The sequence below is a fragment of the Microcystis sp. 49638_E5 genome (genome assembly GCF_021300285.1).
GTDB classification, from domain to species: Bacteria; Cyanobacteriota; Cyanobacteriia; order Cyanobacteriales; family Microcystaceae; genus Microcystis; species Microcystis aeruginosa_C.
The window spans coordinates 1-19,147 of record NZ_JAJTDH010000061.1 but is presented as its reverse complement, the minus strand read 5'-3'; the positions used below and the strand labels follow the sequence as shown (position 1 = coordinate 19,147).

The window sequence follows — 19,147 nt, the reverse complement described above, 5'->3', positions numbered from 1 at the left end:
CCAATAAACGCTTGGGGAGAGAATACCTCTACTTTTTCAGAAGCAATTCTGTCTAAGCAAGTAATCTCTGTGAACCAAGAATCCCCGTCTCTTTAGAGCGGGGAGTGTCAACAAGTTTTAAGGCATTGGGTAAGGATGGGCTGTGTCGCTTGCTATTTTATGAGACTAGGCTCCTCTATCAACTTTTGACGGACAATTTAGTAAAGCGATGTAGTCCCTAATACAAAAGTTTTACCCTTGCTGGGATATTGTCCACGGTCCGGGACAGGGGAAATCTTAAAAAAGATACGGGAAAAAAAGCTGTTCTTGAGGGCAATAGTCCAGAATGGCAGGTAAGACCGAGTAAAAAGGGGAAAGAGGAAAGGAAAAAGTAAAAAGGATAACCTTTGACTGTATAGCCTTTCTTAGAGGGATGAAGTATGACCTGATTCTCAGTTGATATTACCGCAATCTCTACCCAAAAAATCAGCCCATAATTAACAAAAACTAGATTTTTCAAGGTAAAAACTATGTGTTTAGGCATACCAGGACAAATTACAGCAATTATTGATGAAAACCATCATCTCGCTCTCGTCGATGTGGGGGGTGTAAAAAGAGAAGTAAATATCACTTGCATTGTTGATGAAGACCATCCTGCTAATACTTGTGTAGGGGATTGGGTATTAGTTCATGTGGGTTTTGCAATGAATCGAATTGATGAAGATGAGGCTCAAGAAACCCTAAATTTATTAACACAATTATCGGAATTAGAGGAAGAATTTAATCATAATTAATGTTCTTAAGTAGTCACCCATAAATTAATTCTGTTGTCTATCTTAAGAAATGTAAATTACGGCAATTATTACTGACAACCGACGACCGGCTCCACAATTAACTTTACTTTTGTCCAACCACTTATAGAGAGAAAGCTTGTTATGAAATACGTTGATGAATTTCGTGATCCAGTTAAAGCGGCAGGATTAATTCAACAAATTGAACAATTATCGATAAGAATCTCTGAAAAGCGGGAAAAAGTTACTAAAATTATGGAGGTTTGTGGAGGTCATACCCACTCAATTTTTAGATACGGTATCGAGGCAATACTTCCCGAAACTATCGAATTAATTCACGGTCCTGGATGTCCCGTTTGTGTGATGCCGCGAGGTCGTTTAGATGATGCCATTTTTCTCGCACAACAACCGAGCGTAATTCTGACAACTTTTGGCGATACTATGCGTGTCCCCGGTTCCCATTTGAGTCTGCTGCAAGCACGAGCAAAAGGTGATGATATTCGCATGGTTTATTCTCCTCGCGATGCCTTAAAAATTGCCAGAGAAAATCTCGATAAAGAAGTAATATTTCTAGCATTAGGTTTTGAAACAACCGTTCCTAGCACAGCTTTAACTGTTTTAGAAGCCCAAAGAGATGGCATCACTAATTTTAGTTTATTTTCTAATCATGTGGTGATTATTCCCGCTCTGAAAGCTTTGTTAGATAACCCAGATCTACAGTTAGACGGTTTTGTTGGTCCCGGTCATGTTAGCATGGTAATTGGCACAGAACCCTATCAAGTTATTGCCCAAGAATATCATAAACCTGTGGTAGTTTCTGGGTTTGAACCTTTGGATATTCTCCAATCAATTTGGATGGTATTAAAACAATTAGATGAGCAGAGATGTGAGATCGAAAATCAGTATGATCGAGTGGTACAAAATCAAGGAAATAGAGTCGCTTTATCGGCAATCGACCAAGTTTTTGAACTGCGGGATCAGTTTGAATGGCGAGGTTTAGGAGAAATTGCTCAAGGAGGTTTAAAACTGCGAGATGAGTACAGTAATTTTGATGCGGAGAAGAAATTTACTTTACCCAATCAGCGCGTTAAAGATCACAAAGCTTGTCAGTGTGGCGAAATTCTTAAAGGTGTTTTAAAACCCTGGGAATGTAAAGTATTTGGGACTGCTTGTACTCCCGAACATCCCATCGGCACTTGTATGGTTTCTAGTGAAGGTGCTTGTGCCGCTTATTATAAGTATGGTAGAAATCAGTAAATTTTTTTTACTGATTAGGTTCCTTTCTGGTGAGAAAACGCTAGAATTCTCACCAGAAGAAATTAACAATCTCTCGGTGATAAAAAAGATGAAGATCAAAAATAATCTGGGTTTATTTGGCTTAACTACCTCTCTGCTGCTAGTTATCGCTTCGGAAATCGTTCTTGCTTCCCAAGAACAAACCCTAGAACTGCAACCAAGTCAACCCCCCAGCGCCGATTTTTTCAAACCCGTTACCAATCTAATTAAAGATTTAAACCATCAGGGAGTAACTATCACTGATCCCAATGATCCCATGGCGGTGCGCTACCGAGTCAATACCCCCTGTCGCGGTTGTGCGGTTTATCTAGGCACGGGAGTTGCCAATCCTCGCACCCAGACTAATAATAATGGCATGGGAATCAATTTTGGTCTTGGTTTCACCATGCCTTTTTCACCCTAAATGCCGATGACATATTTACGCCATTCCTGATTGTGATTCTCCCTGGTGTGCTTTAATAGCTCAAAGTGGAGACTGCTGTAGGGACGACGCGGCTGGGCGCGTAGGGACATATTGGCCTCTTTTGGTGTACGATTGCCCTTATGCACATTACAACGCACACAAGCCGCCACTAAATTCTCCCAGGTATCACCCCCTCCGCGAGAACGGGGAATCACATGATCGATGGTTAATTGTTCACCTCGGTAGAGACAGTATTGACAAGTGTGATGATCTCGTTCGAGGATATTACGACGGGTTAAAGGAATTTCCTTGTAGGGAACACGGACGTATTGCCTAAGACGGATAACAGAAGGTAGGGGTAAGTCACGACAAACCACTTTTCCGTTATGTTCTAGGGATTCAGCTTTTCCTTTCAACAATAAAACGATCGCACGCCGCCAACTGGTAATATTTAGCGGTTCGTAGGAGGCATTCAACACGAGAACCTTGCTCATAGGTGTCTGGAGATCGCTTGAATTTACCCCGAATGGTAGCACAGATCACTGAGATTGGAACCTATTATTCAGTGTTGGGGAAGTGGGGAGCTTTTTTCAGTGCGATGCCGAAGGCATTGCCTTCGTGCCTTCGGGAGCATCTCACTTACGCGATAAGTAATTATACTTAGCCTAAAAGCCACTCTTAATCGTGTCTTGGAACGAAATAGAGGCTTTTAAAGACTGCGTACATGGAGAATTAAAACAAGAATTACCCTCGAAAAGCCTATTTTTCCACTAAGTATTTATGCTCATTGCAAAGGTGAGATGCTCCCGTGCCTTCGGCATCGCACTATCTATTGGGCATTCAGGTTTCTGAGAATTTTTTGTGCTAAAAATTCTTTGATTTCTGTATGTCGTGGTACAGCTTCAATCACCCCAGTTTGAGGGTTAATCCAAAGAGAATGAGAAGCACCCTCTCGCTTAAGATAACAACCAGCTTTCCGCAACTTTTTTTCTAATTCTTGACGTTTCATGGAATGGAAATTGTCTCCTCGATCGCCTCTTTCGGTAGTCCTCGACGAATATCAGCCAAACGATCTTCAAAAATTAGTTGAATAGCACTTTTTAAGCTTTCTTTGGCTTCTTCAATGGTTTCTCCTTGACCATTTGCACCTAGTACTTCAGGACAAATTGCCCAGTATCCCCCTTCTGTTGCTGCTTCAATGATGGCGGTGAATTCTCCTTTCATGACAATCTCCTTTGATAATTTATGAATTATTCGATAAGTAGGTAGGCGTTAAAAGTTGTCAGATGCCCCCCTTATCAAGGGGGGATTAAAGGGGGGACTAAGGGGGGATCGGCACCCCCCTTATCAAGGGGGGCAGGGGGGATCGAACCTAAAATCCATTTTTAATTTAATTATAACCAGCTACTTAAGTATAAATCCTGATGAAACCGCGTAATCGGCCGAGGAATGACCCCTATCTCTAAAAACCGAAAACCCACACATTCCGATCTCGGTTTGTGTGGGCTGATTGTTCACTTAATTCTAAGATTGAAAGCTTACACTTTGGCGAAATCTAAGAGCTTAACTCAGAGTAACACCAGAGCGATCATAAGTTTGTGAAGAAAAGTCGGCCGAGAAGCGACGTTGAACGGTTTCCCCGTAGCCATTGTCATTGTCAATACCAATTTCAGAAGCACTTCTCCCTAACATCGATTGTTGACGATTTTTGACGGCGTGGTGGTGACGCATCATTAAGGCGCGAGCTTGTTGTTCTGTAGACATAATCATTTCCTCCGAGCTGCAAATAGTGTTTCGAACTTTTTTAATCACCCATTAATATGTATAACATACAATTCTGTATCTATTTTTACAAAACGCCCTAATCCCAGAAAAATTAACAAAACTTTACAATAGGAGACGGTCGGCAGCAGTCAGAAGTCAGGAGATTGCTTTTATTTATTCTCCCCACCCCCCAATTCATAATTCATAATTCCCAAGACATCAATCGCCCTCACACCTTAATCGAACTAGGTTCATCGACGGCGGCGATAATGCGATGACAACCGGAAAAGGGTTGCGCCCATTGATACTGGTGTTCTAAAGGATTACCCCAACAGAGACCGAGATATAATTCTGTGCGCGCCACATCTAATTCCGCCCATTCGGACTGGGCAACTAATTCGGCTAGAGAATCGGCAGAAATGGGACGACGGGAGTTAAGCGCCCACCAAAAATTCATATTAGGGGTGATACTGTTCCAAAACTCTAAAACCGAGGCTTTGGCAGCCATGAGAATTTCCTTGTCACCCGCCACGGCAACTAATTGATTATGAATTTCGGGATAACGGAGAGTGCGATCGCCCCATTGACAAACACGCCAGATAATGCCCGAAACCTGATATTTTTGTTGATAATCGTGAACTTGGCGGCGAAAATCCTGATAGGCGAAGACTTTGCCCACCTTTTCTAGATTGATCGCCTTGGCAATCACCGGATTATCAATGCGCTCCGCCGGGGAGAGTAACAGACGTTCCCCTTTGCAAGTGGCGTGCATTTCTCGCTCGAGGATTTCAATTAACTGCTGTGTCGAGTAAGCCATACTACCGCTCTTACCTGAGAGAGGATTTCTTTTTATCATAAACTCGAATTTCCGTAGTGGAAAGGCTCGATCGCTAGAAAATTGTCAATCATCGGAAATATTGGCAGTATACCCCTTGATACTTGGGGTTTGCAGCAAAAAGCTTTTCGGTGGGGGCAGGGTGTGGGGTGTGGGGTGTGGGGTGTGGGGTGTGGGGAGAAACAATTCATAACTTGAGAGTTAATCACACTATTAAAAAGGGATTTAGTCTAACTGCTCGGTTTTACATCGGTTACTTTTTTTCTGGTCCAGAGGGCGAGAATTGTCAGGAAAAGTTAACCCATCACTCCCCCTCAAGGATTTTTATCGATTCCAGTTAATCGATCGGAAACCGTACAAGTGTATTTAATTAACAGTCCGACGTTTAATTTATCGTACTATTCCCCTGTTCTATTTCTCCCAGTCTTATTAAAATTTCTGATTGATCTGGGTGATTTCTAATTTTATTGATCTCTTCATAAGTAACCTCCATAATATCAAATAATAACCATATTAATCTTTCTCTCTTATCCTCGTCACTAAAATTTCCCCCGATGATAGCGTTTAATCTTCCTTGATATTTCTCTTGCGTTTCTTTCAGTGTAAATCTACTGAGTAATTCTTGGATGTATTCCTGAAGAGTAACTATTTGAAAACAATTAAATTCATGCTTAATAGACATATATAGGCTGGTTTTCTTGTTCCCCAATTTCTTTTGGAAAGGCTCAATAATAGATGCTTTAAATTGTTTGTACAACCCTAATATCTTTTTGATCAGACTGGAGACAGGATTAATTGTCGATAAGCTAAATCCACCCATTACTTGGTCGATTTGTTCTAAATTAGGGTTTAAGGAACTAATAATAAAACCAAAGACCAGAGCAATGATTAAACCCACATATACATTATCCTCGATCAAGCTTAATAGAGAAAATATAAACTGAATAAAAAGGTATAAAAGTATTGATACAAAAATTTTGACAATTAATAAAAAACGGAAAGTCTTTAAAAAATCCTTTTTTAAATCGGGAAATAAATGACGAATCCTAAAAGCTGAGAAATAGGTACTTCTAGTTTCAACTGCTACTCCAATAATTATCGCAGTCACCACAAAAGGCCACCGATCTTCTCCCAGAAGTTTCCGTATTTCGCTAAAAAGATCGGTGGCGGCAGTTGTCTGAGAATCTACCAAAAATAGGTAATGGGTGAATGAACTGAAAAAAGGAAACTTATCTAATTCCGTTAGAACCTGACTACAAAATACCATTTACCCTCAGCCAACGAGTTTTCCAAGTGGGAGTAAAGATTTTGTAGCTTTCTTCTTCATTGACTTTGATATAGCCTTTGTCCGCTAGTTTTTCTAATTTATCTTGTAAGTTAGCTTCTCCAATTCTATCTGTTTCAATTTCAAAGCTCAAGACAGTGGCAGCATTAACTTTGAGTAAATCAGATAAAAGAGACTTCTCCGCGGAGGTTAAATAATTGTCAGACTTAGCTGAAGTCCCAGAATCACCCTTATAAGTGTCATTGTCTTTGGACTTAGAAGGAAATATGTCAAGCATTCTGTTTTGTGTAGTTTATAAATACACTTCGACCAGTACATCTTGATCCTCAGTCATGACTCTCTGAGTTCATGACTGAGAATGACTGAGATATGTCTGAGTTTTTTGCGATAAAATAGAGATTGCGTCGATTGATGGAAGTTTATGGGGCGATCGCTTAAAGTAAAATCAGAATATATCCCTAGAGTCAAACAAGCAGTTAAACTCAATGGTTACGCAAGTCAACAGGTGCTTGCTGAGGTGTTAGGATTCGGAAGAGCGACTATTAGCCTTTTTCTTAACGGTAAACCGATTAGCAATCTTAATTTTTTTGAAATTTGTCAAAAATTAGGCCTTGATTATCGAGAAATCGCTGACTGGGATGAGTTGGAGGAAACAGCTGCTGCCATGTCTGAGGATGAGGGAGAAAACCGGGCCGCGGATTTTTCCAAGTATATTGAACGTCCTCCAGTGGAACAGCTTTGTCTGGAGACGGTGAGTCAAGCAGGTTCATTATTGCGAATTAAATCAGCCAAGGGGATGGGTAAAACCCTATTAGTCGATAGAATTTTGAGTCAAGTTGACAAAAGAGAGTATAAAACCGTCAGTTTCAGTTTTTTACAAGCAAGTAAAGGAATTCTCAGCGATTTAGACCGATTGCTCTCTTGGTTTGCTTTGATTACTTCCAAGAAATTAGGGTTAGCAGCTCTCTTTCAGGAAAAATGGCAAGAAGGATTAGGACTTTATAGCTGTACTGCCTATTTTGAAGACCATTTGCTCAAAAAGCTGGATAAACCCCTAATTTTAGTTTTAGAGGAGATAGATAGTCTCTTTGCCTATGCAAGCGTTGCCGACGATTTCCTTAGTTTATTTCGTCTTTGGCACGAGGAGGCAAAAAATAATAATACTTGGCAAAAGTTACACTTAATTATCACCTATTCCACAGAAAATTATGTTCCTGCTGGCCTGAATAAATCTCCTTTCAATGTAGGAACAGAAATCCTGTTACCTGATTTTACTCTAGAACAGGTCTTGACTCTAGCCAATAAATATCAGGCTGACTTGGGAGAAGATGAACTGCAAAAAATAATTAATCTTGTCGGGGGACATCCCTATTTAATCCAAAAAGCGATTTATGGGATTAGCCAAAAACAACTGTCTCTAGCAGATTTTTTAGAGACAGCAGCCACGGAAGCGGGGATTTATGGGGATCATTTACGAGGACATTTGCTAAACTTACAAGAACATCCAAACCTAGCAGCAGGAATGAAAAAGGTTGTAGAGTCCTCTTCTCCCGTTGATTTAGGTGCAACAATTAATTGGCAACTTCATAGTTTAGGATTAGTAACCTTTGTGCAGAATGCTGTTCAACCCCGTTATCCACTATACAGCAACTATTTTAGGTATCGCCTATCCTCCTAAAATCCAATATATTGAGTTAAACTGTTGTACATCTAAATCTAATATTCGTTTTCACCTGTTCCCCGTTCCCCCATCGAACCCAGAACTTTAAATGCGGACTAGCTTAGGGACAGATAACCTTTGATTAAATTATTCATCGAACTTAACCAATCAGACAAATTGCTAATTTTAATCCTATGGCGACCAATTTTTATTATGTTGGAGGCAGCGTTCCCCTAGATGCACCTAGTTATATCAAGCGGGAAGCAGATAATATATTTTATAACTATCTAAAAAATGGACAGTATTGCTATGTGTTAAATTCCCGTCAAATGGGAAAATCAAGTTTGTGGGTACAGACACAAAAACGACTGAAAGAGGATAATATTGATTGTGCTATCATTGATTTGAGTGGTCTAGGAAAAAACATCTCCGAAGATATTTGGTATCGAGTATTATTTGAGCAACTGGTTAAACGGTTTGATCTTTCTATTCGGGGAAAAGAGCAAACTTGGTGGGATGAACGAGCCTATAAATCAGCTATTAATCGTCTTGATCAATTTGTTGAGGAAATTCTCTTAAAGGAGGTATCCCGACCTATTGTTATCTGTTTCGATGAAATTGATAGCGTTCTGAGTTTAAATTTTTCCACAGATGATTTCTTTGCTTGGCTGCGTAGCTGTCATGAAGAACGTCCCCATAATAGGGATTACCAACGTCTAACCTTTTGTATGTTGGGGGTAGCGGCAGTTTCTAACTTTATTCGAGATAATAATCGTAGTCCTTTTAATATTGGTCAAGATATTCGATTATCTGGATTTACTATAAAGGATGCCAGAAAACTTGCCGAGGGATTGCAGGACAAAGTTATCGCACCGGAACGGGTTTTAGAGGAGGTTATAGAATGGACAGGTGGACAACCGTTTTTAACTCAAAAAATTTGTCATTTAATCTCCACATCTCGCACTGGATTTGGCAAGGAATCCCCAGCAACCCCGATTAATGTCGGCGATTTTATCCAGTCGCAAGTAATTAGTAACTGGGTATCTCAAGATAGTCCAGAACACCTAAAAACTATTCGGAATCGTTTATTAAATAAGCGTGTCACGGGTAGAAGAATGCTGAAGCTTTACCTAGAAATTTTAAAAAATGGTGAAATTACCGATGATGGTAGTCTTGATCAAATAGAATTACGCTTAACGGGATTGGTAGTTCAAGACCGACAAAAGTTAAAAGTTTATAATAAGATTTATAGAAATGTTTTTAATGAAACTTGGGTGACAACGGAATTAAATAAAATCCCTGCATACTACGAAATAGTAGATCAACTAGATAAAATACTATTAAGGACTGAATTTGATGAGAATCAAAGAGCAGCTTTAATTGAGGAAATTCCAGCTTGGACAGGTGGTAACTGGGAGTTAACGATAATAGTTATCCTTTTGCTAATCGACAATAAAAATGAGTTACGAGAAGGACAAGAAAAACCAAAAATTGAACAATTGATTCAGAAAAATATTGTAGAAAATTGGTTACAAAATAAAGCGGCAGCTCATCTCCAGAAAATACAAAACAGTCTCTTAACTCCTGATAAAAATGTTAGGTCAAGATTAGAAATCTATAAAGAAATTTTGCAGGGGAGAGTCTTTGCTGATAACAAACCAGAAAAATTGGCACTTCAGCAAGCAGAATTAGTGATTAAAAATGATGAGTATCTAGAAGTGACCAATCGAATTTATCAAGAGGTATTTAATATTCAATGGGTTAAACAAGAATTAGAAAAATTAGTTAAGGAGGAGGATTCTACCTTTTCGTCGGTACTATTACTACTTGGTACGTTTATTATTTTGTTCTTATTATCATTGCAACCACAAAGAACTCCCGATAAGGAACCCTCACCTAGTATTCCAGAAATTTGTACTAAACGAGATTTTAATATTAGCTTAGAAATGAACATTCAACAACTGCAAGAATTGGAAAGGAAACAAGGTGATCAGTTTTATTACAAGTGTGGGACTCAATTAAATGAATTAAGGTTAATTCAGCAAGCAATAGGACTAGCTAAAAATAATTTTGTCGCTGATGTGCCGGGTAGAGAAGGTGGTTTTGAAATTTTGTGCAAAATCCCCCCAACTTCTGATAACTTTAAAGAAGCTCAATCTTGGGCAAAAAGTTGGCATAAGGACAAAGCTTGGAAATCGGATATCGATCGAGCTTTGCAAGATAATCTAGATTGTCAAAAACTTATTGAATAAACATCAATTTTTCAATCACTAAATACTCCATTACCACCCGTTAATTCCTCGGATAATGATACTCGGATTCCTTCCCCTCCCCGTGACCAAAATAAAAAGAATAGGTCAGAAACATTGAAGGATTGACTCCTGACAACAGGAGAGGAATTAACCTGTGGGTTCTTTTGACGTAAAACAATTACTTGCATATAATAGAGGAGATTGCCAATCATTAGCCAGAGAATTAAACTAAAAATAAAAGTAAATGCCATGACTACAATCCATCGAAAAAAATTGAAAAACGACTTGAGATAGCCAATTATCCTGTGCGGATCCACGGGCGAATTCTTCCGCACCTTTGGTACTAAAGAAACCCACCGCCATTGTTCCCCAAAAACCACAAAAAAGATGTACTGGAATTGCTCCCACTGGATCATCAATTACTTTAGTTTTAATTAATAATTCTTCTCCTAATAAAACAATAATGCCACTAATGCCACCGAGGATAATAGCTGATTTGATATTAACATCACCTGATGACACCGTGATGAGTGCATCTCCTTTTTATAAATCTACTAAGTTGGAATTTTTAAGGAGAAACTCTCCGCTAAAATTGGCCGTTACTTTCGGTTTTATCAATCAATCCACGCTTTTGGGGGGTATAACCCCCAAACCCCGGAGCGCATTAATTTTTCCAGGAGATGTTCACAGGCAGTTGTTGATGTATTTATAATGATTTGAGAGTCACTGATATATTTAATGAAAAACTAGGCCAATCCAGGACTAGGTAGCATCGTGATAAGGGGGATGATACATTGGACTCCGCTAACGATCGGAAAATTCTCGGCTATTTCATCGAAGAAGCAAAAGAACACCTGGAAACTTTAGAACAGGGGATTTTAGACTTAGGCAATCTCGTGAACAACCATGAACAGATGAACGAGATGTTTCGTGCCGCCCATTCCGTCAAGGCAGGGGCGGCCATGTTAGGCTATAGCAGTATCCAAAAAACTGCTCACCGTCTTGAGGATGCTTTCACAATATTGAAAGAAAATCCCCTAGAAGTGGATCAAAAATTAGAGTCTTTGTTGCTCAAGAGTTATGATCTGCTTCAGATATTGATCGATAAGCTGCAGAGTCCCTTAGGTTTGCAAGCCGAGGAAGCTGACGCGATCATTAAAAACGGTGAACCGACTTTTGTCGAATTACAGGCCCATCTTAACTATCTTCTCGGCCAGGGAAAATCTACCCCAGCTATTGCGGCGGTCTCTTCTATCTCCATCAGCGTCAGAGATATCCTCAAACAGATGTTACAACTGTTCAAACAGGAAGAAACCAGTGCTTCCCGTCAGCAATTGCAAGAATTAATTTTATCTCTGTCTCAATTGGCTTCAGAACAGCAACAATGGCAATATTTAGTTAAAAATGCCCAATCGGCACTGGCTAACTCCAAACATTCCTATCGTACTCTCGCTCCAGTTATTATTAGGGAATTAAAACAAGCTAGTGATTTATTAGAATGGGGTCGCGGGGAAGAAATCACCGTCAGTCAAGAATTGCAATTATTAGCCGCCGCCAAATTACCACAAATCCTGATTAACCCAGAAGCGGAATTGGTAGCTAGTACCCTGGAACTTCTTCCCGATCAAGATTTAGAAGAAGCTTTAACTTCGAGTCAAAATCAGGACATTAATGAGTCGGAAAAGCCTTCTTTAGAGTTAAGTCAAATCCCAGTCAATCGAAAAGCACAGATAGCAAGTCAAAGGGAAGCATATCAAATGGCTGAAGAAAAATTAACCCCCGAATTTGAGGAAAACCAACGAGCAACTTTAATTAAGGAAACTCTAGCTTGGACAGGGGGTAACGTGGAGTTAACCGAAATAGTTATTCGTTTGCTAATCGACAATAAAAACGAGTTACGCGAAGGACAAGAAAAACCAAGAATTGAACAATTAATTCAGAAACATATTGTAGAAAATTGGTTACAAAATAAAGCGGCAGTCCATCTCCAGACAATACAAAACAGTCTCTTAACTCCTGATAAAAATGTTAGGTCAAGATTAGAAATCTATCAAGATATTTTGCAGGGGAGAGTATTGGCTAATAATAAACCCGAAAAATTGGAGCTTCAGCAAGCAGAATTAGTTATTAAAAATGGTGACTATCTAGAAGTTACTAATCGAATTTATCAAGAGGTATTTAATGTTCAATGGATCAAACAAGAATTAGAAAAATTAGTTAATGCGGAAAATTCTCCTGCTGATTTAACTAAAATATTATCTTTCTTGGCACTATTAGCCTTTCTTGGATTTGCTTTTTGGTCATTAAAGACTCCTGAAAATACTCCTAATGTGATGGCACCAACTCCAGAAATTTGTGATCAACGAGATTTTGAGATTAGCTTAGAAAAGAATATTCAACAACTGCAAGAATTGGAAAGGAAACAAGGTAATCAGTTTTCTGACAAGTGTGCGACTCAATTAAATGAATTAATGTTAATTCAGCAAGCAATAGGACTAGCTGCCAATAATTTTGTGGCTAATGTGCCGGGTAGAGAAGGTGCTTTTGAAATTTTGTGCAAAATCCCCCCATCTTCTGATAACTTTAAAGAAGCTCAATCTTGGGCAAAACGTTGGTATAATGACAGAACTTGGAAATCGGATATCGATCGAGCTTTGCAAGATAATCCAAATTGCCAAAAACTTATTGAATAAACATTAATTTTTCAATCACTAAATACCCCATCGCTACCCGTTAATTCCTCGGATAATGATACCCGGATTCCTTCCCTTCCCCGTGACCAAAATAGGGAGAATAGGTCAGGAAGATTGAAGGATTGACTCCTGACAACAGGAGAGGAATTAACCTGTGGGTTCTTTTGACGTAAAACAATTACTTGCATATAATGAAGAAGATTGCCAATAATTAGCCAGAGAATTAAACTAAAAATAAAAGTAAATGCCATGACTACAATCCATCCAAAAAATTGAAAAGCGACTTGAGATATAGGACTATCCTGTGTTAATCCATTGGCGAATTCTCCCGCATCTTTGCTACTAAATAACCCCACCGCTATTGTTCCCCAAAAACCACAAAAAAGATGTACTGGAATTGCTCCCACTGGATCATCAATTACTTTAGTTTTAATTAAAAATTCTTCTCCTAATAAGACAATAATGCCACTAATGCCACCAATGATAATAGCTGATCTGATATTAACATAACCTGAGGATGCCGTGATCCCCACTAATCCTCCTAAAATGCCATTAATAATTGTGGATAAACTGGCTTTACGGCCAATTAAAGGATTAAAAATTAATGCCAAAAATCCCCCAGTGGCAGCGGCAATCATCGTGGTAGTAATTGTTATGGGGACATCATTCAAATTTACCGCCGAACCACCATTAAAACCAAACCATCCTAACCAAAGAATGAAACAACCAAGAGTGGCAAAACCTAACTGATGGGGGGCAAAATTTCCCCTTTCTTTTGCTTCATAACGATCGGTTTTGCGATTATAACCAAAGCGTCCATCTCTCGGTTTTAGTAACCAAGCACCCACTAATCCGGCCATTCCTCCCACCGAATGCACCACCGTTGAACCGGCAAAATCTCGAAACTTAAATAAGTTATATAACCATCCTTCCGATGACCAAATCCAATGTCCAGTAAGAGAATAAGAAAAAGCGACTAAAAAGAAACTAAATAGCAAAAATGCCCAAAATTTAACCCTTTCTGCCACTGCTCCCGATACAATGGTCGCCGCAGTTCCCGCAAAAGTTAATTGAAAGAAAAATAAAGTGGCAATTGAACGACCTGTCCACACTTCTTGGAATTGACTGTATTGATTATTGGAGGTTAAAATTTCCAAGAAAAATCCTGTACCACCAGAGAAACTATTTTTTAGTGCGGATGTATTACCAAACATTAAACCGAAACCAAACATCCAATAAGCTAAGGCAGCAACACAGAAGACAATTAGGTTTTTAGCTAAGACATTAGTGGCGTTATTAGTACGACAAAAACCCGTTTCCAGCAGGGCAAAACCCGCATTCATAAAGAATACTAACGAGCCGGCTATTAACATCCAGAGATTAGCAACTAAATCCACAGTAGAATTATTTAAGTCTTGTGCTGTGACTTTGCCTACACCGATCAACAGCATGACGATAAGAGAGAAACAAAAAGATAGGATATTACGCAAACGCGGGCGATATTCTAGAAAAGATAATAATCGATTCATGGGGTATAGCTATGATGGGCAATTTCCCCTTTATAGTAATTGATTTAATCGCTTATCGTTCACTCAAAACTGCTTTTTTCTGGTCCAGATAGCGAGAATTGTCAGGAAAAGTAAACCCATCACTCCCGCTAAAGGATTTTTATCGATTCCAGTTAACCAATCGGGAACAGTACCAGTGTATTTAATTAACTGACCCACATTTAATATATAGTATGCCCAGACTAAACCTGCGTGCAGACCGATACTTTTACCCAAACTACCACCACAGGCGCGTTTTGCCCAACCTAGAACCAATCCTAGCAAGACTAAGGCAGGAAATTGGGGAAAAGTGCGGATAATTTCGGCTAAAGGTTTAATAAAGTGAGCAAGAGCGAAAATTAAGGCACTAATCACCAGAGCGATAGCGGGACGATAATCCTTTTCTAATTCTCCCAGTAACCAGCCGCGAAATAGTAATTCTTCGGCAAAACCCACCGCTAAAGCGACTAAAAACCCCTCTAGGATGATTTTGCTGATTTGGGGATTTGCCGGTAAGAAATTTAACCAACCTAGGAACGCTTGGGACAGAAAAAGCGAGAAAGTGAAAAATAAACCGATCGCCAAGCCGTTAATTAACTCGATCGGCGTTTTTCTTCGCCAAATCAACCCATAACCAGCTAATCCCTCATCGCCATAAATTGTCCGTCCCCACCAATGGGATAACCCCAAAAATTCCAGATAGAGAACAGAAAGGGTCAAAATTGAGACCAGATTGGCATTAGTGGCAAAAAAGTGATAGAGGGGAAGTGCGATCGGCAACCAGAGAAAAAGTAGGAGCAAAATAAAAACCCCCAGTCGCAGGGGGACTGGGTAAGTGGCAATTACCCGTAATCTTTTATTCATCGGGTTCGATGCTGCTGGTCAAACCTTTATTTTTCAAGGTTTCACAGTAAAATTCCGCGTGTTCTTGGATGCAGGTAATCACCAAGGCTGTACCATTCGTGTGCGCTTCCATCATGATATCGACTGCTTGGGGTTGCGTCATACCGGCGATCGTTTGCATTAAACTCTGAACCACATACTCCATCGAGTTAAAGTCGTCATTGTGGAGTAAAACGCGATAACGCGGCGCTGGTTTACGGATTGTCGCTGTGGAACGCTTTTCGATCACTTCTGTGGACACCGTGTCTCTCCTTTGAATCTATATCACAAATACAGGTCAATTACTAATGATCATAATCAAAATTTCCGGATTGAGCTAGGCTTTTTCTGTGATCCGTGAGGGGGTTGGGTGTTGGGGAGTGGGGGACAGCCAAAGGAATGACATTTTTAGATGGATAGATCATAATTGAATTAATTGGCTAATTTAAGCTTATTTTCCCATGGCTACTGACGAATTACAAAACCTCGAAGACAATATTCAACGCTTAAAACAACAATTAGCGGGAAAGCGAAACACTTTAGTTACAATCGCACCGGAAGAACAAGTTAGGATCAAGCAGCAGATCGAAGATTTACGCCGACTAATTCGGGATTTTGAACGAGAAAAATGGGATTTAGTCGCCAGCGACAGTCAAGAAGCGTCCTTTCCTGATGCCGAGGTAATGGTAGCAGAAATTGTCACAGAATTGACGGCAATTACCAAAGAACCACCCCCAGAACTTGCTTCTGCACAAATCTTAGAATTATTAAATCAAATTCTGGCTAAACTCAATCAACCAGAGCGATCGGCAGCAGCCAAATTAAAAGCGGCCATATCTACTATACCCCCTTTTGTTTCCCTGACCTACGAAGCGGAATTAGATACTGAGTCAACTTTTAAGCGTTATTTTCCCACATTTAATCGTGCGATCGCAGGGGTGAAAAATCGTCTAAAAAAGTAAGTATTCCCTCTAAAAGCTTTGCTGGTATCGAGCGGACAATTAATATTAGTCAATCGGGAATTGGTAATACACAGAACAACATCTTTAATCTGTGAAAACCAAGCCTAGTAAATGTTATCATTGAAAATAGTTATTATCAAAGACAAGAGGTAATTTATGTCAGAATTGCAATCGGAAGCGTTAAAACCAATATTAAAAGAGTTACTCTATGAGTTATTAATACAAGAAAAGGATTTACTAAAAGAGTTAATTTATGAAGTGCTGGAAGATACGGCTATGGCTAGGGCAATTCAAGAGGGAAAAGATAGTAACAATGTCAGTCGTGATGAAATTTTGACTCTGTTAAAAGAATAAGAGATGAATATTGAATTTCGTAAAAGCTTTGAGACAGATCTACGCAATCTCAAAGATGGTAAAATTAAGCGACAAATTCAGGCAATTATTGAGGAGATAGAATTAGCCAAAAGTTTAACCGAGTTGCGTAATGTCAAAGCGATTCAAGGGTATCGAGGATTTTATCGCATTCGGATTGGGGATTATCGTCTTGGTTTGTATTTAGAGCAAGATACTGTCGCCTTGGTTCGTCTTCTACACCGAAAGGAAATGTATCGTTATTTTCCTTAAAAACCTCATTAATATTACTTTTAGATTAGATTTATTTTGAGCAAAGATAATTATTTTTAGAGAGAATTAAAAATGAAAATCAATATTGAGCAAGATGGAACTGATAACAATCAAAATAATACTTTTAATCTGAATATTCCCGAACCAAAAGAACGTCAAGCTGTCCCTAGTAATGTGGGCAAAAGTACGGTTAATTTTGTCGGGAGGGAAGATGAGTTAACCTTAATTCATCAGCAATTGCAAACAGAACAAGGGGTGATTGTTTGTGCAGTAGAAGGGTTAGGGGGAATAGGAAAAACCGCTTTAGCTTTGGAATATGCGAAACGATACCAACAGGAATACGCGGCACAATATTGGTTATCCTTGCGACTATCGGGTTTAGCAGAAGAAATAGTTAAATTAGCCGGTCCTTATCTATCTTTACCAGAAATATTGAAAAAAGAATCTTTAGAAAAACAAGTGGACTGGTATTGGCAAAATTGGCTACCTCAGCAGGGAAAATTATTATTAATTCTCGATGATGTCCCCAATATCGACCGAATTCCCGATCAAATGTTACCAAAAGATTCTAGGATTAAGATATTAGTCACCACTAGGGAAAGGTGTCTTAGTACGGAATTTGAGTCTATAGCTTTAGATGTTTTACCCTTGGATAAATGTGTAGAGTTATTAACCAAAATTGTTGGTACTGCTAAAGTTGAGAAAGAAAAAGCTTTAGTAGAACAGATTTGTCACAAAATTTTAGGACGCTTAACCTTAGCAGTGGAGTTAGTAGGGGAATATTTAGCGAAAAATCGTCATTTAAAGTTTAGCCATTTACGCGATAAATTAAATTTAGCTCATACTGCTTTAACCCAGAAAAGAAACCACAGAGATTATGGACATTTAGGGGTAGCAGCCGCAATTAAAATCAGTTGGGATGATTTAAGTTCTGCTGTTCAAAAAGTGGCAATGCTGTTGAGTTTATTTGCACCAGTGGCTATTGCTTGGACGTTGCTATCGGAGATAAAATCTTAAGAAATGTCAATTATCACTATTCTTACTGACCCTCAATAAATTAGAATCAGATCATAAATGCGATCGCTTGCTCAATTCTCGATGATTAATCTGGAGGCCAAAATCAGCAACTGAGGCAATTAACCTTTTTCATGACTCGCTTTATTTGGGATAAATTTAGCAAAGACTTCTTAGAAACCCTTCTTTCTCCCTACGGTACAGTAGTTGTCAGCAAAGAAGTCACCTCAGAAATTAAAGAAATTGATGTGTATTTTAGTCCTAATATCTCTGAAATTCCCTCTCAGTTAGGATTATTAGGCAAATTATGCCAAAATCCCTGTTTATTGGAACCCTATCGCAATGGGATTACCCTTGATGGTATCAATGATTGTCTGTCCAAGCGCTTTGCTATCCGTGAAATCTTCCACAGAGAAGCAAAGAGAAATAAACAGAGAATATCAGAGGAGGAGATACCTAGGTTATGGATTCTCACCCCTACAGCTAGTGAGCGCATTTTATCCCTGTTTACGGCTCAATTACAACCCAATTGGCCACAAGGAGTTTATTTTCTCCCAGAGGGTTTCGGTACAGCTATTGTCGTCATTCATCAGTTACCCGCAATCCCAGAGACATTATGGTTAAGATTATTGGGTAGAGGAGGAACAAGAGAGAGAGCTATCGATGAATTAGAGAGATTATCACCGAATAATCCCCTAAAATCGGCATCCTTAAACTTATTGTATAATTTGAGTAGAAATTTAGAAGCGTTATCGAAAAAAACACAGGAGGATAGGGAATTTATTATGCGTTTAGCTCCACTTTACCAACAGGATAGGGAACAAGCGGTTCAAGAGGGGGTTCAGCAAGGAAGACAGCAAGGTCTTGAACAGGGTAGAATTCAAGAGGCCAATCTTGTTATTAGACTTCTTCAGCGACGTTTCGGGGAAATACCCCAGAATCTAGAAGAAATCATCCGTAAACTTCCTGTGGAGCGGTTAGAAGACTTAGGACTCGCTTTATTAGACTTTGACACTTTGACAGATTTAGATAACTGGTTGCATCCGTGACTCGCTTTATTTGGGATAAATTTAGCAAAGACTTCTTAGAAACCCTTCTTTCTCCCTACGGTACAGTAGTTGTCAGCAAAGAAGTCACCTCAGAAATTAAAGAAATTGATG

23 protein-coding genes are annotated in these 19,147 nt (G+C 39.2%); 11 read left to right on the top strand and 12 right to left on the bottom strand.

Annotation, left to right across the window (positions count from 1 at the left end; translation table 11 throughout):
* Window positions 1-509 precede the first annotated feature (509 nt).
* From LW728_RS16305 to LW728_RS16295, 3 genes are all read left to right on the top strand, one after another.
* Window positions 510-773: a HypC/HybG/HupF family hydrogenase formation chaperone gene (locus LW728_RS16305; RefSeq protein ID WP_287658049.1), complete on the top strand. Its 264-nt coding sequence runs from the start codon at window positions 510-512 to the stop codon at window positions 771-773.
* A 141-nt stretch (window positions 774-914) separates the two neighbouring features.
* Window positions 915-2,027 (top strand): hydrogenase formation protein HypD, encoded by a 1,113-nt coding sequence (gene hypD / locus LW728_RS16300; protein WP_287668323.1) that lies wholly within the window; start codon window positions 915-917, stop codon window positions 2,025-2,027.
* 88 nt (window positions 2,028-2,115) lie between these two features.
* Window positions 2,116-2,469 (top strand): hypothetical protein, encoded by a 354-nt coding sequence (locus LW728_RS16295; protein ID WP_043997667.1) that lies wholly within the window; start codon window positions 2,116-2,118, stop codon window positions 2,467-2,469.
* Here LW728_RS16295 and LW728_RS16290 read toward each other — a convergent pair.
* The 7 genes from LW728_RS16290 to LW728_RS16260 form a co-directional block, all read right to left on the bottom strand.
* Window positions 2,466-2,963 (bottom strand): HNH endonuclease, encoded by a 498-nt coding sequence (locus LW728_RS16290; RefSeq protein WP_004163691.1) that lies wholly within the window; start codon window positions 2,961-2,963, stop codon window positions 2,466-2,468. The two genes, LW728_RS16295 and LW728_RS16290, sit on opposite strands and share 4 nt — an antisense overlap.
* Before the next feature lie 335 nt (window positions 2,964-3,298).
* Window positions 3,299-3,478: a type II toxin-antitoxin system HicA family toxin gene (locus LW728_RS16285; protein ID WP_002782277.1), complete on the bottom strand. Its 180-nt coding sequence runs from the start codon at window positions 3,476-3,478 to the stop codon at window positions 3,299-3,301.
* Entirely contained in the window at window positions 3,475-3,693 is a 219-nt protein-coding gene (locus tag LW728_RS16280) for a type II toxin-antitoxin system HicB family antitoxin (RefSeq protein WP_004163690.1), read from the bottom strand. The genes LW728_RS16285 and LW728_RS16280 overlap by 4 nt, the downstream gene beginning before the upstream one ends.
* A gap of 339 nt (window positions 3,694-4,032) precedes the next feature.
* Window positions 4,033-4,233: a glutamine synthetase inactivation factor IF7A gene (gifA, locus tag LW728_RS16275; protein WP_002758764.1), complete on the bottom strand. Its 201-nt coding sequence runs from the start codon at window positions 4,231-4,233 to the stop codon at window positions 4,033-4,035.
* 229 nt (window positions 4,234-4,462) lie between these two features.
* On the bottom strand, window positions 4,463-5,050 hold the full coding sequence (locus LW728_RS16270; protein ID WP_004163689.1) for a hypothetical protein: 588 nt from the start codon (window positions 5,048-5,050) through the stop codon (window positions 4,463-4,465).
* A 403-nt stretch (window positions 5,051-5,453) separates the two neighbouring features.
* Window positions 5,454-6,335, bottom strand: coding sequence for a hypothetical protein (locus tag LW728_RS16265; RefSeq protein ID WP_004163687.1), 882 nt, complete (start codon window positions 6,333-6,335; stop codon window positions 5,454-5,456).
* Window positions 6,322-6,630, bottom strand: coding sequence for a hypothetical protein (locus tag LW728_RS16260; protein WP_002760073.1), 309 nt, complete (start codon window positions 6,628-6,630; stop codon window positions 6,322-6,324). Before LW728_RS16260 ends, LW728_RS16265 begins: the two co-directional genes overlap by 14 nt.
* Window positions 6,631-6,774: 144 nt before the next feature.
* On the opposite strand from LW728_RS16260, the gene LW728_RS16255 reads away from it, so the two are divergent.
* Together LW728_RS16255 and LW728_RS16250 are read left to right on the top strand one after the other, a co-directional pair.
* On the top strand, window positions 6,775-8,031 hold the full coding sequence (locus LW728_RS16255; RefSeq protein ID WP_287767289.1) for an AAA-like domain-containing protein: 1,257 nt from the start codon (window positions 6,775-6,777) through the stop codon (window positions 8,029-8,031).
* Between the two features lie 176 nt (window positions 8,032-8,207).
* A complete protein-coding gene (locus LW728_RS16250; RefSeq protein ID WP_287767287.1) occupies window positions 8,208-10,265 on the top strand; it encodes an AAA-like domain-containing protein in 2,058 nt (685 codons plus the stop codon).
* 11 nt (window positions 10,266-10,276) lie between these two features.
* Here LW728_RS16250 and LW728_RS16245 read toward each other — a convergent pair whose 3' ends face one another.
* Together LW728_RS16245 and LW728_RS16240 are read right to left on the bottom strand one after the other, a co-directional pair.
* On the bottom strand, window positions 10,277-10,516 hold the full coding sequence (locus tag LW728_RS16245; protein ID WP_287767286.1) for a hypothetical protein: 240 nt from the start codon (window positions 10,514-10,516) through the stop codon (window positions 10,277-10,279).
* Window positions 10,494-10,787: a hypothetical protein gene (locus tag LW728_RS16240; RefSeq protein WP_287767285.1), complete on the bottom strand. Its 294-nt coding sequence runs from the start codon at window positions 10,785-10,787 to the stop codon at window positions 10,494-10,496. Before LW728_RS16240 ends, LW728_RS16245 begins: the two co-directional genes overlap by 23 nt.
* A gap of 272 nt (window positions 10,788-11,059) precedes the next feature.
* Here LW728_RS16240 and LW728_RS16235 point away from each other — a divergent pair, with 272 nt between their 5' ends.
* Entirely contained in the window at window positions 11,060-12,958 is a 1,899-nt protein-coding gene (locus tag LW728_RS16235; RefSeq protein ID WP_287767284.1) for an Hpt domain-containing protein, read from the top strand.
* 11 nt (window positions 12,959-12,969) lie between these two features.
* On the opposite strand, the gene LW728_RS16230 is transcribed toward LW728_RS16235, so the two are convergent.
* From LW728_RS16230 to clpS, 3 genes are all read right to left on the bottom strand, one after another.
* Entirely contained in the window at window positions 12,970-14,487 is a 1,518-nt protein-coding gene (locus LW728_RS16230; protein ID WP_287767283.1) for an ammonium transporter, read from the bottom strand.
* A 63-nt stretch (window positions 14,488-14,550) separates the two neighbouring features.
* Window positions 14,551-15,369, bottom strand: coding sequence for a CPBP family intramembrane glutamic endopeptidase (locus LW728_RS16225; protein WP_287668341.1), 819 nt, complete (start codon window positions 15,367-15,369; stop codon window positions 14,551-14,553).
* Window positions 15,362-15,649 (bottom strand): ATP-dependent Clp protease adapter ClpS, encoded by a 288-nt coding sequence (gene clpS, locus LW728_RS16220; RefSeq protein WP_002738526.1) that lies wholly within the window; start codon window positions 15,647-15,649, stop codon window positions 15,362-15,364. Before clpS ends, LW728_RS16225 begins: the two co-directional genes overlap by 8 nt.
* A 199-nt stretch (window positions 15,650-15,848) precedes the next feature.
* Between clpS and LW728_RS16215 the strand changes: the two genes are divergently transcribed.
* The 5 genes from LW728_RS16215 (at window position 15,849) to LW728_RS16195 (ending at window position 19,036) form a co-directional block, all read left to right on the top strand.
* The gene (locus tag LW728_RS16215) at window positions 15,849-16,349 is read left to right on the top strand and encodes a hypothetical protein (protein ID WP_287767281.1); all 501 of its coding nucleotides are present in this window, start codon (window positions 15,849-15,851) and stop codon (window positions 16,347-16,349) included.
* 156 nt (window positions 16,350-16,505) lie between these two features.
* The gene (locus LW728_RS16210) at window positions 16,506-16,703 is read left to right on the top strand and encodes a hypothetical protein (protein ID WP_002800470.1); all 198 of its coding nucleotides are present in this window, start codon (window positions 16,506-16,508) and stop codon (window positions 16,701-16,703) included.
* Window positions 16,704-16,706: 3 nt separating this feature from the next.
* Window positions 16,707-16,973 (top strand): type II toxin-antitoxin system RelE family toxin, encoded by a 267-nt coding sequence (locus tag LW728_RS16205; protein ID WP_002800469.1) that lies wholly within the window; start codon window positions 16,707-16,709, stop codon window positions 16,971-16,973.
* 72 nt (window positions 16,974-17,045) lie between these two features.
* Entirely contained in the window at window positions 17,046-17,990 is a 945-nt protein-coding gene (locus LW728_RS16200; RefSeq protein WP_002800468.1) for an NB-ARC domain-containing protein, read from the top strand.
* Between the two features lie 131 nt (window positions 17,991-18,121).
* Window positions 18,122-19,036: a DUF4351 domain-containing protein gene (locus tag LW728_RS16195; RefSeq protein ID WP_287767280.1), complete on the top strand. Its 915-nt coding sequence runs from the start codon at window positions 18,122-18,124 to the stop codon at window positions 19,034-19,036.
* Window positions 19,037-19,147: the final 111 nt, after the last annotated feature.

What these genes read in the sequence shown, in the direction of transcription:
- LW728_RS16210 (WP_002800470.1), top strand. Translation starts at nt 16,506, where the DNA reads ATGTCAGAATTGCAATCGGAAGCGTTAAAACCAATATTAAAAGAGTTA.
- LW728_RS16195 (WP_287767280.1), top strand. Translation starts at nt 18,122, where the DNA reads ATGACTCGCTTTATTTGGGATAAATTTAGCAAAGACTTCTTAGAAACC.
- LW728_RS16205 (WP_002800469.1), top strand. Translation starts at nt 16,707, where the DNA reads ATGAATATTGAATTTCGTAAAAGCTTTGAGACAGATCTACGCAATCTC.
- gifA (WP_002758764.1), bottom strand. Translation starts at nt 4,233, where the DNA reads ATGTCTACAGAACAACAAGCTCGCGCCTTAATGATGCGTCACCACCAC.
- LW728_RS16215 (WP_287767281.1), top strand. Translation starts at nt 15,849, where the DNA reads ATGGCTACTGACGAATTACAAAACCTCGAAGACAATATTCAACGCTTA.
- LW728_RS16290 (WP_004163691.1), bottom strand. Translation starts at nt 2,963, where the DNA reads ATGAGCAAGGTTCTCGTGTTGAATGCCTCCTACGAACCGCTAAATATT.
- LW728_RS16230 (WP_287767283.1), bottom strand. Translation starts at nt 14,487, where the DNA reads ATGAATCGATTATTATCTTTTCTAGAATATCGCCCGCGTTTGCGTAAT.
- LW728_RS16250 (WP_287767287.1), top strand. Translation starts at nt 8,208, where the DNA reads ATGGCGACCAATTTTTATTATGTTGGAGGCAGCGTTCCCCTAGATGCA.
- LW728_RS16285 (WP_002782277.1), bottom strand. Translation starts at nt 3,478, where the DNA reads ATGAAACGTCAAGAATTAGAAAAAAAGTTGCGGAAAGCTGGTTGTTAT.
- LW728_RS16305 (WP_287658049.1), top strand. Translation starts at nt 510, where the DNA reads ATGTGTTTAGGCATACCAGGACAAATTACAGCAATTATTGATGAAAAC.
- LW728_RS16295 (WP_043997667.1), top strand. Translation starts at nt 2,116, where the DNA reads ATGAAGATCAAAAATAATCTGGGTTTATTTGGCTTAACTACCTCTCTG.
- LW728_RS16225 (WP_287668341.1), bottom strand. Translation starts at nt 15,369, where the DNA reads ATGAATAAAAGATTACGGGTAATTGCCACTTACCCAGTCCCCCTGCGA.
- LW728_RS16200 (WP_002800468.1), top strand. Translation starts at nt 17,046, where the DNA reads ATGAAAATCAATATTGAGCAAGATGGAACTGATAACAATCAAAATAAT.
- LW728_RS16255 (WP_287767289.1), top strand. Translation starts at nt 6,775, where the DNA reads ATGGGGCGATCGCTTAAAGTAAAATCAGAATATATCCCTAGAGTCAAA.
- LW728_RS16270 (WP_004163689.1), bottom strand. Translation starts at nt 5,050, where the DNA reads ATGGCTTACTCGACACAGCAGTTAATTGAAATCCTCGAGCGAGAAATG.
- hypD (WP_287668323.1), top strand. Translation starts at nt 915, where the DNA reads ATGAAATACGTTGATGAATTTCGTGATCCAGTTAAAGCGGCAGGATTA.
- LW728_RS16245 (WP_287767286.1), bottom strand. Translation starts at nt 10,516, where the DNA reads ATGGCATTTACTTTTATTTTTAGTTTAATTCTCTGGCTAATGATTGGC.
- LW728_RS16260 (WP_002760073.1), bottom strand. Translation starts at nt 6,630, where the DNA reads ATGCTTGACATATTTCCTTCTAAGTCCAAAGACAATGACACTTATAAG.
- LW728_RS16280 (WP_004163690.1), bottom strand. Translation starts at nt 3,693, where the DNA reads ATGAAAGGAGAATTCACCGCCATCATTGAAGCAGCAACAGAAGGGGGA.
- LW728_RS16265 (WP_004163687.1), bottom strand. Translation starts at nt 6,335, where the DNA reads ATGGTATTTTGTAGTCAGGTTCTAACGGAATTAGATAAGTTTCCTTTT.